Raw genomic sequence first — 13,577 nt, forward strand, 5'->3', positions numbered from 1 at the left:
ATGCTGAATTTAGAAACAAAACAACTAGTACACATAAAAAAACGCCGGTGAATGAAAATTCACCGGCGTTTTAAGGTTTAACGCTTGTGTCTATTTAGGCGACAGATCCTGGCTTGGTTGCTGCAGCAGCAGAGCTGTTTGCAGTATTAGCCATTGATGCGGTTTTTCCTGATACTTTCAGGCCCGCTCGTTTATCTGCAGCTAATGCTTTAATTTCAATTTCATTGAAATCAGTGTCAATCGCTTTAGGCTTCGCCATTGGATGTGAAACAGGAGCTTTAGTCACCGTTACTTTAGGTTTTTTCGCAGGCTTTGGTTTGCTTGCTACTTCTTCAACTTCAGTCGGTTTTGGCGTCTCTTGTTGCTGTTCAGCGTCAACTTTAATCGGCGCTATAGTTTCGGTAGGGGCGGGAGCCGCTTCTTCAACTTTTTCCTTAGCCTGCTGAACTGGCGCATCAGAATTATCTGCGTCCAACTGAATTTCCACTTGCTCAGGTTGAGCTGCTTTTTCCTTCACAGGCTTAGCGGCTTTAACCGGTTCTTTTGCTTGTTCAGTAGCAGTTTCAGCTTTCGCTTCAGCAACATCCTGTTTTGAAGACTCATCTTTATTTTGCTCAGGAGCAGTTGACTCAGCGTTACTCTCTTCGACTTTCTTCGGACGTCTTCTGGTACGAGGTTTAGCTTTAGGTTTTTCCGCTTTAGCTGTTTCTGATGCATCGTTTGGTTGCTCAGACGGTGTATCATGGGACTCAAACTTAAGTTCGTCTTGAGCTACATCAACAACAGGCTTTTCGGCGTTATCAGTTTCATTTGTTTCTTCAACTCCTGCACCTTCTTTTCTGCGTTTTTGACCCGCAGCTCGGATGTGTCGAGGAGAGCGTCTACTTCTACTGCGCTCTGTTTGCCCTTCGTCTTTAGTCTCTGTATTGACAGATTCATCCACAACAGAATTGTTTGCTTCAGCTTGGGTTGAATTGATTAGTTCATCATTCTTAACGTCTTCAACTTTTACTTTAGGCTGCGTGTTTTTAGCTGTCTCTGCTTGCGGCTGAGCTACTGCTTTTTCATTTTCAGTTTTCTCACCACGGACATTTCGACGGGTATCGCGTCTTTTTCTACGTTCAGCAACTTTTTCGTTTTTACGTTCCGGTTGATTTTGACTGGTTACGTTCTCTTTAGCTGCATCATTTGTTTTTGCTTCTTGAGATTTATTACGATTGTCGCGACGTTGTTTTGGCTTTTGATCACGCTTTTCAGCTTGAGGTTTGTCATTACGATCTGACTTGTCTTTGCGATCAGAAGCTTTAGGTTTGCGGTTACCAGAGCGCTCATTACGACTACGGCTATTGCGCTGTGGACGTTTGTTTTGCGTATTTGTACTTGGTTTTTTGGTAGTTGTTTCAGGTTCACTTTCAAATAGACCTGACAACCATTTAGAAACCTTAGCAATCAATGTTGGCTCTTCAGCTTTGGCTGTAACAGGCGCTTGTTGAGGCGCGGCTAAACCTTGTAATACTGGTTGCTCTTTAGGTTTAATTTCCTGTGTAGGGTTATCAACCTCTGAAGATTGGGTTTCCATTAACTCAATATTATAACTCGCCTCAGTAACTGTATCGTCTGGACGTCTGCGGGCTACATGATAATGCGGCGTTTGCAAATTAGGATTTGGAATAATAAGTAAGTTTACACCGTGACGCTTTTCAATAGATTGAATTGAACGTCTTTTTTCATTTAACAAGTAGGTAGCTACATTGACGGGCAATTGTGCTTCTATTTGTCCGGTGTTGTCTTTAATACTCTCTTCTTCCATGATGCGAAGAACAGAAAGCGCTAATGATTCAGTACCACGGATATTACCGTGACCACTACAACGAGGACACACTATATGTGCTGACTCACCGAGGGACGGACGTAACCTTTGACGAGACATTTCTAATAAACCGAAACGTGAAATTCGGCCCAATTGAATTCTTGCTCGGTCATGTCTGACGGCATCTTTAAGACGATTTTCTACTTCTCTTTGGTGACGAACAGGTGTCATATCGATAAAGTCGATAACCACAAGGCCACCGGCATCACGTAATCTTAATTGACGGGCAATTTCATCAGCAGCTTCAAGGTTAGTATTGAACGCTGTCTCTTCGATATCGCCGCCTTTTGTTGCCCGTGCAGAGTTGATATCAATTGAAATCATTGCTTCAGTTGGGTCAATTACAATTGAGCCACCTGATGGTAAGCGCACTTCACGTTGGAAAGCTGATTCGATTTGGGTTTCTATCTGATAATGACTAAAAAGTGGTACATCACCTTTATATTGCTTAACGCGACTGGCAAAGTCGGGTCGAACGAGTTGAATGTGCTGTAGTGCTTTTTCAAACACTTCTTGGCTATCAATTAAGATTTCACCTACATCACGACGCAAATAGTCACGAATAGCTCTTACAATAACGTTACTTTCTTGGTGAATAAGGAAAGGGGCAGGTTTGGTTTCAGACGCTTCTGAAATGGCATTCCAATGACGAATTAGCACATTTAAATCATGCTCGAGTTCTTCAAAGGATTTACCTACGCCTGCGGTTCTAACGATTAAGCCCATGCCATCAGGTAATTCAAGCTTATTCAACGATTGTTTTAAATCGGTTCGCTCATCACCTTCGATACGACGAGATATACCGCCTGCACGAGGATTATTAGGCATTAATACTAAATAGCTACCAGCCAAACTAATAAAGGTTGTCAGTGCGGCACCTTTTTGTCCGCGCTCTTCTTTATCTATTTGGATGATAACTTCTTGGCCTTCCTTAATCACATCTTTGATGCTTGGGCGACCGTCAAACTTATAACCTTGTGGAAAGTAAGTTTTTGCTATTTCTTTTAGAGGGAGGAAACCGTGTCGATCTGCACCGTAATCAACAAATGCAGCTTCTAAACTGGGTTCAACGCGGGTGATAGTTCCTTTATAGATATTGGCTTTTTTTTGCTCGTGTCCAGGGCTTTCGATATCAAGATCATAAAGCTTTTGTCCATCGACCAATGCAACACGCAACTCTTCTTGTTGAGTAGCGTTTATTAACATTCTTTTCATTGTATAAGACTCGGTTTTAGTACCGAATGCGGAATAATTTAGAACTGAAAAACGTGGCTTGCAAGCTGCATCAAGCTGAAATCACTTTCAGTCTCACGACTGTAAAAACAGATCTTGTGCGCGTTTGGATGTGCCAAGGTGTTACCTTAAGCATATGATTTCATTAGGGAAACTAAAGTTTTACGAGTTGTAATTTTAACTTCAGACCCTTGGGTGAAACGCCTCACCCCAATAAATTTTTTGTCTATCTTTCCAAACTGACGTGATGTTAAACAAAACACATCAGTTTGTTGCCAAATTCAATTCTTACTATTCTGCGATTGGTACTTTTTTATTGTATATCGCATGATGAGATGTGAATTTGCTTGCTCAACCAATCGAAAAAATACTCACTTCGACAGCAGCAATGCATCATTATGTGTTACGAATTTTATTTCGTTGATGCCATACAAATTCTAATTTTCATCGCATTGTTTACTGCTATGCAACTGCAAAGCCAGCTAAACGGTAGGATTATCACATTAAACCTAACACTCTGGCAAGCAATTAAAATTTTAAACCTAATTTAAATATTTAAGTTAGAATAGGCGCTGAGCCTGATGGACTATATTGCTAAAAGCTAGCGTTTGACCACTGGGCTGTCAAATCAGCGTCGCAATCAAACTGCGTTAGGCTAAATCGAAACTCATATAGCAAAATTCTACGGGCCCTTAAATGACGGATTCAAACTTTGATAAAGTACAATTTTTAGCAATCGACGCTGAGCACGAGGGGCAGAGAATTGATAACTTTTTACGTACTTTGTTAAAAGGCGTTCCAAAAAGTATGATTTACCGAATTTTGCGTAAAGGCGAAGTACGCGTGAATAAAAAACGTGTCAAACCTGAATATAAATTAGTTGACGCAGATGAGATTCGGTTACCTCCCATCAGAGTGTCTGAATCCAATAACCAAGCTCCTTCTACTAAGCTTGATAAAGTAGCAACTTTAGAATCACACATTTTATTTGAAGATGAAGTGTTAATTGTAGTTAACAAACCATCCGGAATGGCAGTGCATGGTGGCAGTGGTTTAAGTTTTGGAGTGATAGAGGCGTTACGTGCGTTACGTCCTACGGCTAAGTTCCTTGAGTTAGTGCATCGCCTAGATAGAGATACATCAGGTTGTCTATTAATAGCTAAAAAACGTTCTGCGCTAAAACACTTACACGAACAACTACGTGAAAAAACGGTTGATAAGCGATACCAAGCATTGGTTCAAGGGCACTGGCCTGAAAATCGCTTTAAAGTAAAAGCGCCATTACTTAAAAATATTGTAAAATCTGGCGAACGTATAGTATCTGTTTCTACAGAAGGCAAAGAGTCTGAAACTCGATTTCGTATTTTAGAATCGTTTGCCCAAGCCACATTAGTTGAAGCATCACCGATTACTGGACGGACTCATCAAATACGCGTGCACTGTCAACACGCTGGCCATCCAATTGCCTGTGACAGCAAGTATAAGGACGAAGAGTTTAATCATTACATGACAAAACTAGGTCTGAATAGATTATTTTTACATGCGCATCGAATATTATACGTGCACCCAGTTAGCGGAAAGCAAATGAGTCACACGGCTAATCTGGATAGTTCATTAAGCAATGCGCTCAAAGAATTAAGAAAACGAGAAGCCTAAATTTCACTGCGTTGTGAAATAATCTAAACTTGCGAGTTTAATGTAAGCACATCGATTTTAAATTCAGCTAATACATCGCATAGGGCAATCAGTGGCAGGCCAACTAAGCAATTCGGATCTCGCCCCTGTAATTGGGTAAACAGACTAATGCCTAAACCTTCGCATTTAAAACTACCGGCACAGTCAAAAGGGGCTTCTTTGGCAATGTAACTATCAATTTGCTTGTCAGTTAAGTCTCTAAAACTTACTTTGAATTCTTCTACTATAGATATTTGTTTTTTGCTGGCCGCCTCAATAACACTTAAACCGGTGTAAAATGTGACGTCTTTACCGCGGCATTGTTGCAATTGTGCTTTAGCGTTTTTAGCATTCCCTGGTTTTCCTAATATCTCATTATCCAAACTTGCGGTTTGATCCGAACCTATTATTAGTCCGCTATTATAATGCTCAGCCACTTCTTCAGCTTTTGCTTGCGCTAATCGTAACGACATCTGTTTCGCTGATTCATTAGGTTTACGGCTTTCAACAACATTTGGTTTGTGGCAAGTGAAATCGAGTTGCAGTTTATCAAGGAGCGCTTTACGATATATCGAAGTGGAAGCGAGTACAATTTTCACAATTTTCCGTTCTGTTAATAAAAAGTCTTAATTATTATAGGGAATAGGGTACTTTTAGCTATATTTTCCTTTGACTAACGGCTTTACAATCTATATTATGCGCGCCCTATGCAGAAAGTGAAATTGCCCAAGTTTATCGAACCAGTCAAAAGTGCTACAAAACGCTCTGATTATCAGGGTGTGATGATGACTTCTGACATGGCGCGTTTTCTTAGCGCAGTGGCCACCGCTGCTGATACTGTTGAAGCTGAAGTAAGATTCGATAAAGACGAGCAGGGTCTGAATTTTTTTCAAGGACAACTATCAACATCAGTGGAGCTTGTCTGTCAGAGATGTAATGAGCAATTTGCTCATTCAATTCACACATCATTTTGTTTTAGTCCGATTAGACGGAAAGCAGTTGAAACAGATGATGCAGTTGAATTGCCGGACATTTACGAACCGGTAGAGGTCAATGACCATGGAGAAATCAATCTACTGCAGTTGTTCGAGGATGAACTAATATTGTCTTTGCCTATTGTCGCCCTTCATGCAGAGGAGGATTGCAAAATAAAGCGGGATGAGATGCAGTTTGGTAAGATTGAACCGGCCGATGAACGTCCAAACCCTTTCGCGGTTTTGAAAGAACTTAAGCGAGACTAGGAGTAATGTAATGGCTGTACAAAAGAACAAGAAAACTCGTTCAAAGCGTGGTATGCGTCGTGCACACGATTCTTTGACTGGAGCGACTTTGTCTGTAGATTCAACTTCAGGTGAGACGCATCTTCGTCATCACGTGACTGTTGACGGTTACTACAAAGGCAAAAAAGTTATCGCTGACTAGCAATGACTTTTAGCCGTCTAACCATTGCGTTAGATATTATGGGGGGCGACAACGGCCCCCATGTAACTCTTCCTGCTGCTTTAAAAGCACTGCACGAAATTCCCCATTTGCATTTTATACTTTGTGGTGATGAACAAATCATTTCCAAAGTTATTAGCACCCAAAATAGATCAATCCAAGAACGTGTTGAAATTCAGCATTGCTCAGAACATGTTGCTATGGATGAAAGACCAAGTTCAGCCCTGCGAAATAAAAAAGATTCGTCCATGCGCCGTGCTTTGGAAAGAGTAGAGTGCGGTGATGCTGATGCATGCGTTAGTGCCGGTAATACTGGTGCGCTATTGGCTATTGCTTATCATGTGTTAAAAACCTTACCAGGTATTGACCGGCCAGCCTTAGTATCTGCATTACCCACTGATGATCATCATAAGTTGTTTCTATTGGATTTAGGGGCTAATGTTAATTGTGATTCAGAAACCTTATTTCAATATGCGGTTATGGGATCGGTTTTAGCACAGGAAGTCGCTGGAGTTGATAATCCAAGAGTGGCTTTGCTAAATGTTGGTGAAGAACAAATTAAAGGCAATGACCAAGTAAAATTTACTGCCCAGTTGTTACAACAAGCCCCAGGAATAAATTATACTGGTTTTGTCGAAGGTAATGATATCTTTACTAATTGTGCTGACGTTGTGGTAACTGATGGCTTTGTTGGCAATATCGCTTTGAAAGCTTGTGAAGGTTTAGCGACCCTTGTTTTAGAAGAAGCTAAGCGCGTATCCAATGAAAACTGGTGGACAAAATTATTAGCCAAAATAGCCCTTCCACTGTTAAGAAAAATCTATCGAAGGGTGAACCCCGACCAGTACAACGGCGCTAGTCTGATAGGATTGCGCGGAATTGTGGTCAAGAGCCATGGTAATGCTTCTTCGGATGCTTTCTTGTTTGCGATTAAGGAAGCTGAACAAGAAGTACAACGGCAAGTTCCGAAAAAAATAAAAGATAAAATTGAATCCGTTTTAATGGAGCGCTCTTAAAATATGTACTCAAGAATAATAGGTACTGGAAGTTATTACCCTGCAGAAGTTCGTACCAACGCAGATCTCGAGATGATGGTAGATACGACTGATGAGTGGATAACCGATCGAACGGGAATAAAAGAAAGAAGAATTATAGGAGCGGATGAAACTGCTGCAACAATGGGATATGAGGCATCGCTTAAAGCCATTGAAGCTGCAGGTATTGATAAACGCTCTATAGATATGATTGTGTGTGCCACGACAAGCGGACGATACGCTCTTCCTAGCACCGCCTGTGAAATACAAAAAGCATTAGATATTGACGGCATCCCTGCGTTTGATATCGCTGCTGCATGCGCTGGCTATTGTTATGCCCTGAGTGTTGCAGATCAATACATTAAAACAGGCATGGTTAAACGGGTTTTAGTTATTGGGACGGATTGTTTGTCTCGAATGATCAATCCCGAAGATCGATCAATGCTGATTTTGTTTGGCGATGCTGCTGGCGCAACACTGCTTGAAGCCAGTGAAGAGCCTGGTATTCTGTCAACTCATATTAATGCTGCTGGCTCCTACGGAGACTTGTTACAAATTGGACATGTTGAACATGGCAATGAACAATCTGTGCATGAAAACTGGGGTAGCATGAAAGGAAATGAAGTCTTTAGAGTCGCTGTCACTAAACTTAGTGAAGTCGTCGAGCTGACTTTAAAAGCAAATAATATGGAAAAATCGGATTTAGATTGGTTGGTTCCTCACCAAGCAAACTTCCGGATTATTAAAGCAACGGCCAAAAAGTTAGAAATGTCTTTGGACCAAGTTGTTCTAACCTTAGAAAATTACGGTAATACATCTGCTGCAACAGTGCCAACAGCACTAGATAAAGCAATACGAGATGGGCGTATACAACGTGGCCAAAATCTATTGTTAGAAGCATTTGGTGGTGGATTCGCCTGGGCAGCAGCGCTCGTAAAATATTAATTACTTTTGTTTAAATACACCCAAGGTATGATTTATGACTAAACAAGCTTTTGTGTTTCCCGGTCAGGGATCTCAAACAGTTGGAATGTTAGCCGATCTGGCTGCGAAGTATCCACAAATTCAAACGACTTTTAGTGAAGCTTCTGAAGCCTTAGGTTATGATTTATGGGATTTAGTGCAACATGATGAAAATCAGCAACTGAATCAAACCCATATAACTCAGCCTGCGCTCCTTACAGCGAGCGTGGCAATCTACAGATTACTCATGGATTTAGGTTACGCCAAGCCAGACTATATGGCTGGGCACAGTTTAGGTGAATATTCTGCGCTAGTGTGTGCCGATGTGATTGGCTTAAAAGAAGCCGTCAAATTAGTCGAAGCTAGAGGACAATTCATGCAACAAGCTGTCCCAGCAGGTGAAGGGGCTATGTATGCCATCATAGGCTTGGCAGATGATTTAATTCTAGAAGCTTGTGAAAAGGCGCAACAACAAACTGGTGAAGTTGTTTCAGCGGTGAATTTTAATTCACCTGGACAAGTGGTTATCGCCGGAACTACCTCAGCTGCAGAAGTCGCAGCAAATTTGTGTAAAGAAGCGGGTGCAAAAAGAGCCTTACCACTATCGGTTAGTGTGCCTTCGCACTGCGCATTAATGAAGCCGGCAGCTGAAAAGTTAGCTGGGTTAATTGAGTCAATTGCATTTGCAGAACCGAGTGTTGCGGTCATTAATAATGTCGATGTAAATTCACCTAAAGACGCAAATAGCATTAAAGACGCACTTGTAAGACAGCTTTATTGTCCGGTCAGATGGACAGAGACTATTGAGTCTTTAGCTAGTCAAAATGTTGAAAAAATATACGAAGTCGGGCCGGGAAAAGTACTTATTGGTCTTATAAAACGTATCAATAAATCCATAGAAACAGACGCTTTGAACACGGTCGAATCAGTCCAAAATCTACTGTAATAGGGTATTAAAATGAACGATTTAAACGGAAAAGTTGCTCTGGTAACTGGGGCAAGTCGAGGTATTGGACGTGCTATCGCAGAGTCACTTGCAGAACAAGGAGCTGTGGTAATTGGCACAGCCACATCTGATAAAGGTGCTGACTCAATTACTGAATACCTGTCTAAATTCGGTGGTCAAGGTCTAACGTTAAACGTAACTGATCAGGCATCTCTTGATGAAGTATTAGCTAAAATTAAAGAAAATCATGGCGAAATCGATATTTTAGTGAATAATGCAGGTGTGACACGTGATAATTTGTTGATGCGAATGAAAGATCAGGAATGGGAAGATATTATAAATACTAACCTAACTCCTATTTTTAAACTGACTAAAGCGGTTTTACGTGGCATGATGAAAAAACGCAATGGTAGAATCGTCAATATTGGTTCAGTTGTTGGAACCACTGGTAACGCAGGGCAAGCAAACTACGCTGCAGCTAAAGCGGGTGTGATAGGTTTTAGTAAATCTACAGCACGTGAAGTTGCTTCACGAGGCATCACAGTAAATGTTGTCGCGCCAGGTTTTATTGATACAGATATGACAAAGTCATTGACTGACGAGCAAAAAGAAGCCATTTTTAAAGATATTCCAGCTAACAGATTAGGTTCGCCAAAAGAGATTGCCGCCGCTGTTAGCTTTTTAGTAAGTGATAATGCTGCTTACATTACGGGTGAAACTATCCATGTAAACGGCGGTATGTATATGGGCTAATAGACATATTAAACAGTCATGCTTTTTAAGGTTGATTGATAATATATTGTTTATTAGACTAATTTGATTCGGTGGTTTGACCAGATAAAAAGTTAATTGTCTTGCTTGCAAGACAGAGGCTAGCTGAATAAACTACCGGAAATTTAAACTCTAGCTACTTATAGGGAAAACTAGAATCATGAGTAACATCGAAGAGCGCGTTAAAAAAATCATCGTCGAGCAATTGGGCGTTAAAGAAGAAGAAGTAAAAGCTGAAGCGTCATTTGTGGATGATTTGGGTGCAGATTCATTAGACACTGTTGAATTGGTAATGGCTTTGGAAGAAGAGTTTGATACTGAGATTCCAGATGAAGAAGCTGAGAAAATTACTACAGTTCAATCTGCAATCGACTACGTTAACGCTAATAAAGACGCGTAAGATACTCCTATAAACGGCTCAATCTGGGCCGTTTTCTTCTTTATACTTAAAATAATGAATTTTATGCGGAGGCCTATGTGTCTAAACGTCGCGTAGTAGTAACTGGTCTTGGCATGCTGACACCATTAGGTGGAGACACCAACACTACATGGGAAGGCATTTTACAAGGTAAAAGTGGAATAGGTCCCATCACATCATTTGATACATCTGATTTTAGCACTCGGTTTGCCGGTGAGATTCAAGATTTTGATGTGGAAAGTTATATCCCCAAGAAAGAAACAAAAAAGATGGACCGCTTTATTCAATTAGGAATAGCTGCGGGAAAACAAGCCTTAGCCGACTCGAAGTTAGAAATAACAGCTGAAAATGCGAAAAGAGTAGGTGTGGCAATTGGTTCCGGTATCGGTGGTTTAGGCCTTATCGAAGAAAACCATAAGAAAATGTTAGCCGGTGGTCCACGAAAACTAACTCCTTTTTTTGTTCCTGCCACTATTACTAATATGATTTCAGGCTTCTTATCTATTTTTGAAGGACTGAAAGGCCCAAATTTAAATATTGTTACCGCTTGTACTACCGGCGTACACAATATTGGTATAGCAGCTCGCACTATCGCTTATGGTGATGCCGATGCAATGTTAGCAGGCGGTGCCGAGTCTTCAATTTCACCTTTGGGATTAGGTGGATTTGCAGCAGCAAGAGCATTATCAACACGCAACGATGACCCGACTAAAGCTAGCCGCCCTTGGGACAAAGACCGAGATGGTTTTGTTATGGGTGAGGGTGCAGGGGTTGTTATGCTTGAAGAGTACGAACAAGCTGTGGCTAGAGGTGCAACCATTTATGCCGAGTTAGTTGGTTTTGGTATGAGCGGTGATGCCTACCACATGACTTCTCCTCCACCTGATGGTGAAGGTGCAGCAGCTGCGATGGAAAATGCATTAAACGATGCCAATCTACCGGCTACGGAAATCGGTTATATTAATGCTCATGGTACTTCTACACCTGCAGGTGATAAGGCTGAAGTCGCTGCGGTAAAACGTATTTTCGGTGCTGCTACAGATAAAGTTCTGGTCAGTTCAACTAAGTCAATGACAGGTCATTTACTTGGTGCGGCCGGTTCAGTAGAGGGAATCTTTACGCTGTTAGCCTTGCGTGATCAGATTGCGCCTCCCACAATCAACTTGGATAATCCAGGTGAAGGTTGTGACTTAGACTTTGTTGCTAATACGGCAAGAAAAGTTAGTATGGAATATGCATTGTGTAATTCGTTTGGTTTCGGTGGTACTAACGGTTCTTTGTTATTTAAAAGAATGTAGTATCATTTTAAATTGAATTATTGCTTAGCACATTCAATAGTTTAAGATTAAGCCCAGTTCTTACTGGGCTTTTTTGTTGGTAAAAAATGATAATCGAAATTTCCTCTAATGACCGTATATCAAGCAGCGATAGGATTGCAACCTATGGTGACGGTTGTTTTACGACCATGTGTGTAACAAATAATAAAATTGAACTGTTAAATGCACATATAGCGAGATTAAAAGAGGGGTGTGCTCGATTAAAAATCGATTTTACAAATTGGCATAGTTTGCAAGGTAAGCTTGAACAGTTTGGGTTAATTCATGAAAACCAGGTTGTAAAGGCAGTCATTTCCAGAGGGTATGGAGGCCGAGGTTATGATACCGCTGGAGTCACGTCGCCACACTGCTATTTGAGTGTTTCTGACATGCCTAAACACTACGCAGAATTAAGTCGACAAGGTTTGACGCTAGGGTTAAGCACTATCCAACTAGCTAAACAACCTTTATTAGCCGGTATTAAACATTTAAATCGATTAGAACAAGTATTAATTAAACACGAAATGCGAAACATGCAGGTTGATGATGTTATTGTGTGTGACACAGATTCGCATGTTATTGAGTGTAGCGCAGCGAATCTGTTTTGGCGCAAAGGAACACAGTGGTTTACACCAAACTTAGATAATTGCGGTGTTTCCGGCGTTATGCGTAACCATATTGTTAATGTAATGGGGAAATCTAAGGTGCCTTTGGCCATATCAAATCATCCTTTGCAGTCGTTACTCGATTGCGATGAAGCATTTATATCCAATAGCCTTATGAAAATTATCAAAGTCAAAACCTTCGTTATTGACGGACAAAAATTAATGTTAGATAGCACTCAAAGTGTCTTTTCTGATTGGTTCAGTACCAATCAACACGAGGTAGTTTTAAATGAGTAGGTGGTTAAAGTTTTTATTAGCGACCATAGTGTTAAGTTTTGCTGTCATGATAGTATTGGTGTATCAGATAAACACCGCGTTTAACAACCCGTTGAATATAGTGGGTAGTCAAATTTTGGTGGTCGAAAAAGGACAATACGCCCACTCCGTAATAAATAAGTTATATGAACGCTCAATACTAAAGCATCCGGTGCTTATTAAAGCTGCATTAAAACTCGAACCAGAACTAAGTCAAATCAAAGCCGGAACCTATGAGTTGAGTTTAGGAATGAGCGCGCGCAATATGTTTGATAAATTATCCAGAGGATTGGAAAAAACCTATCAAATAAGCTTAATTGAAGGCCTACGTTGGCAAGATTGGTTAGTGCAATTAAACAATCACCCGCATTTAATCAAATCAACAAAAACTGACGAGCAATGGCTGGAGATGTTGTCCCCTGATTTACCGGGTCAGTCTATAGAAGGATGGCTATTGGCAGATACATATCACTTTACCAATGGCACCAAAGTAGAAGACATTGTAAAAACGGCCCATGTAGCATTAAAAAACTACTTAACCAGTGCATGGCAAACCAGACAAATGGATTTACCCTACAATAATCCTTACGAGGCATTAATTATGGCTTCGATTGTGGAAAAGGAAACAGGGGTGCCAATTGAACGTCCAAGAATCGCTGCGGTCTTTGTTAATCGGCTCAATCGTGGAATGCGTTTACAAACAGACCCTACTGTAATCTATGGAATGGGCGATGCATTTGATGGTAATATTAGACGCAAAGATCTGAGACAAGCTACTCCTTATAATACGTATGTTATTAAGCGATTACCTCCAACGCCCATAGCAATGCCAAGCAAACTAAGTATCGATGCCGTATTGCACCCATTGTATACAGAAGAATACTATTTTGTGTCCAAAGGTGATGGCACCCATTATTTCTCAGAAACCTTAAAAGAACACAACCGAGCCGTAAGGCAATATCAACTTAAATAGAAGTAAAAGTAACTAATTG

General features: G+C 40.8%; 13 protein-coding genes. 11 read left to right on the top strand and 2 right to left on the bottom strand.

The annotated features are described in order from the left end of the window. Positions 1 to 94 precede the first annotated feature (94 nt). The gene (gene rne, locus Q4567_RS07030; RefSeq protein ID WP_303499998.1) at positions 95 to 3,076 is read right to left on the bottom strand and encodes a ribonuclease E; all 2,982 of its coding nucleotides are present in this window, start codon (positions 3,074 to 3,076) and stop codon (positions 95 to 97) included. 723 nt (positions 3,077 to 3,799) lie between these two features. On the opposite strand from rne, the gene rluC reads away from it, so the two are divergent. Further along, positions 3,800 to 4,759: a 23S rRNA pseudouridine(955/2504/2580) synthase RluC gene (rluC, locus tag Q4567_RS07035; protein ID WP_216046540.1), complete on the top strand. Its 960-nt coding sequence runs from the start codon at positions 3,800 to 3,802 to the stop codon at positions 4,757 to 4,759. Positions 4,760 to 4,782: 23 nt separating this feature from the next. Here rluC and Q4567_RS07040 read toward each other — a convergent pair whose 3' ends face one another. After that, positions 4,783 to 5,376, bottom strand: coding sequence for a nucleoside triphosphate pyrophosphatase (locus Q4567_RS07040; protein ID WP_303499881.1), 594 nt, complete (start codon positions 5,374 to 5,376; stop codon positions 4,783 to 4,785). 108 nt (positions 5,377 to 5,484) lie between these two features. Between Q4567_RS07040 and yceD the strand changes: the two genes are divergently transcribed. The 10 genes from yceD to mltG all read left to right on the top strand — a co-directional run bounded on the left by yceD (position 5,485) and on the right by mltG (position 13,558). After that, entirely contained in the window at positions 5,485 to 6,018 is a 534-nt protein-coding gene (gene yceD, locus Q4567_RS07045; protein ID WP_216046541.1) for a 23S rRNA accumulation protein YceD, read from the top strand. 10 nt (positions 6,019 to 6,028) lie between these two features. Further along, complete coding sequence (rpmF, locus tag Q4567_RS07050) at positions 6,029 to 6,199, top strand: 50S ribosomal protein L32 (protein WP_216046542.1); 171 nt, start codon at positions 6,029 to 6,031, stop codon at positions 6,197 to 6,199. Positions 6,200 to 6,201: 2 nt separating this feature from the next. Beyond that, on the top strand, positions 6,202 to 7,233 hold the full coding sequence (gene plsX, locus Q4567_RS07055; RefSeq protein WP_216046543.1) for a phosphate acyltransferase PlsX: 1,032 nt from the start codon (positions 6,202 to 6,204) through the stop codon (positions 7,231 to 7,233). A 3-nt stretch (positions 7,234 to 7,236) separates the two neighbouring features. After that, positions 7,237 to 8,196, top strand: coding sequence for a beta-ketoacyl-ACP synthase III (locus tag Q4567_RS07060; RefSeq protein WP_303499883.1), 960 nt, complete (start codon positions 7,237 to 7,239; stop codon positions 8,194 to 8,196). Positions 8,197 to 8,230: 34 nt separating this feature from the next. Then, positions 8,231 to 9,160: an ACP S-malonyltransferase gene (gene fabD / locus Q4567_RS07065; RefSeq protein WP_216046545.1), complete on the top strand. Its 930-nt coding sequence runs from the start codon at positions 8,231 to 8,233 to the stop codon at positions 9,158 to 9,160. A 12-nt stretch (positions 9,161 to 9,172) separates the two neighbouring features. Beyond that, positions 9,173 to 9,913 (top strand): 3-oxoacyl-ACP reductase FabG, encoded by a 741-nt coding sequence (gene fabG / locus Q4567_RS07070; RefSeq protein ID WP_216046546.1) that lies wholly within the window; start codon positions 9,173 to 9,175, stop codon positions 9,911 to 9,913. 178 nt (positions 9,914 to 10,091) lie between these two features. Beyond that, entirely contained in the window at positions 10,092 to 10,331 is a 240-nt protein-coding gene (gene acpP / locus Q4567_RS07075) for an acyl carrier protein (RefSeq protein WP_008844663.1), read from the top strand. A gap of 77 nt (positions 10,332 to 10,408) precedes the next feature. Then, positions 10,409 to 11,647, top strand: a complete 1,239-nt coding sequence (gene fabF, locus Q4567_RS07080) for a beta-ketoacyl-ACP synthase II (protein WP_303499884.1) — start codon at positions 10,409 to 10,411, stop codon at positions 11,645 to 11,647. 86 nt (positions 11,648 to 11,733) lie between these two features. Beyond that, positions 11,734 to 12,567: an aminodeoxychorismate lyase gene (gene pabC, locus Q4567_RS07085; RefSeq protein ID WP_303499885.1), complete on the top strand. Its 834-nt coding sequence runs from the start codon at positions 11,734 to 11,736 to the stop codon at positions 12,565 to 12,567. Continuing rightward, a complete protein-coding gene (gene mltG, locus Q4567_RS07090) occupies positions 12,560 to 13,558 on the top strand; it encodes an endolytic transglycosylase MltG (protein WP_216046549.1) in 999 nt (332 codons plus the stop codon). Before pabC ends, mltG begins: the two co-directional genes overlap by 8 nt. Positions 13,559 to 13,577 lie beyond the last annotated feature (19 nt).

The organism is Aliiglaciecola sp. 2_MG-2023 (assembly GCF_030548145.1).
GTDB classification, from domain to species: Bacteria; Pseudomonadota; Gammaproteobacteria; order Enterobacterales; family Alteromonadaceae; genus Aliiglaciecola; species Aliiglaciecola lipolytica_A.

Bases quoted from the DNA above. Each gene is read 5' to 3' on its own strand.
- rne (WP_303499998.1), bottom strand. From the start codon at position 3,076: ATGTTAATAAACGCTACTCAACAAGAAGAGTTGCGTGTTGCATTGGTC.
- rluC (WP_216046540.1), top strand. From the start codon at position 3,800: ATGACGGATTCAAACTTTGATAAAGTACAATTTTTAGCAATCGACGCT.
- yceD (WP_216046541.1), top strand. From the start codon at position 5,485: ATGCAGAAAGTGAAATTGCCCAAGTTTATCGAACCAGTCAAAAGTGCT.
- rpmF (WP_216046542.1), top strand. From the start codon at position 6,029: ATGGCTGTACAAAAGAACAAGAAAACTCGTTCAAAGCGTGGTATGCGT.
- plsX (WP_216046543.1), top strand. From the start codon at position 6,202: ATGACTTTTAGCCGTCTAACCATTGCGTTAGATATTATGGGGGGCGAC.
- Q4567_RS07060 (WP_303499883.1), top strand. From the start codon at position 7,237: ATGTACTCAAGAATAATAGGTACTGGAAGTTATTACCCTGCAGAAGTT.
- fabD (WP_216046545.1), top strand. From the start codon at position 8,231: ATGACTAAACAAGCTTTTGTGTTTCCCGGTCAGGGATCTCAAACAGTT.
- fabG (WP_216046546.1), top strand. From the start codon at position 9,173: ATGAACGATTTAAACGGAAAAGTTGCTCTGGTAACTGGGGCAAGTCGA.
- acpP (WP_008844663.1), top strand. From the start codon at position 10,092: ATGAGTAACATCGAAGAGCGCGTTAAAAAAATCATCGTCGAGCAATTG.
- pabC (WP_303499885.1), top strand. From the start codon at position 11,734: ATGATAATCGAAATTTCCTCTAATGACCGTATATCAAGCAGCGATAGG.
- mltG (WP_216046549.1), top strand. From the start codon at position 12,560: ATGAGTAGGTGGTTAAAGTTTTTATTAGCGACCATAGTGTTAAGTTTT.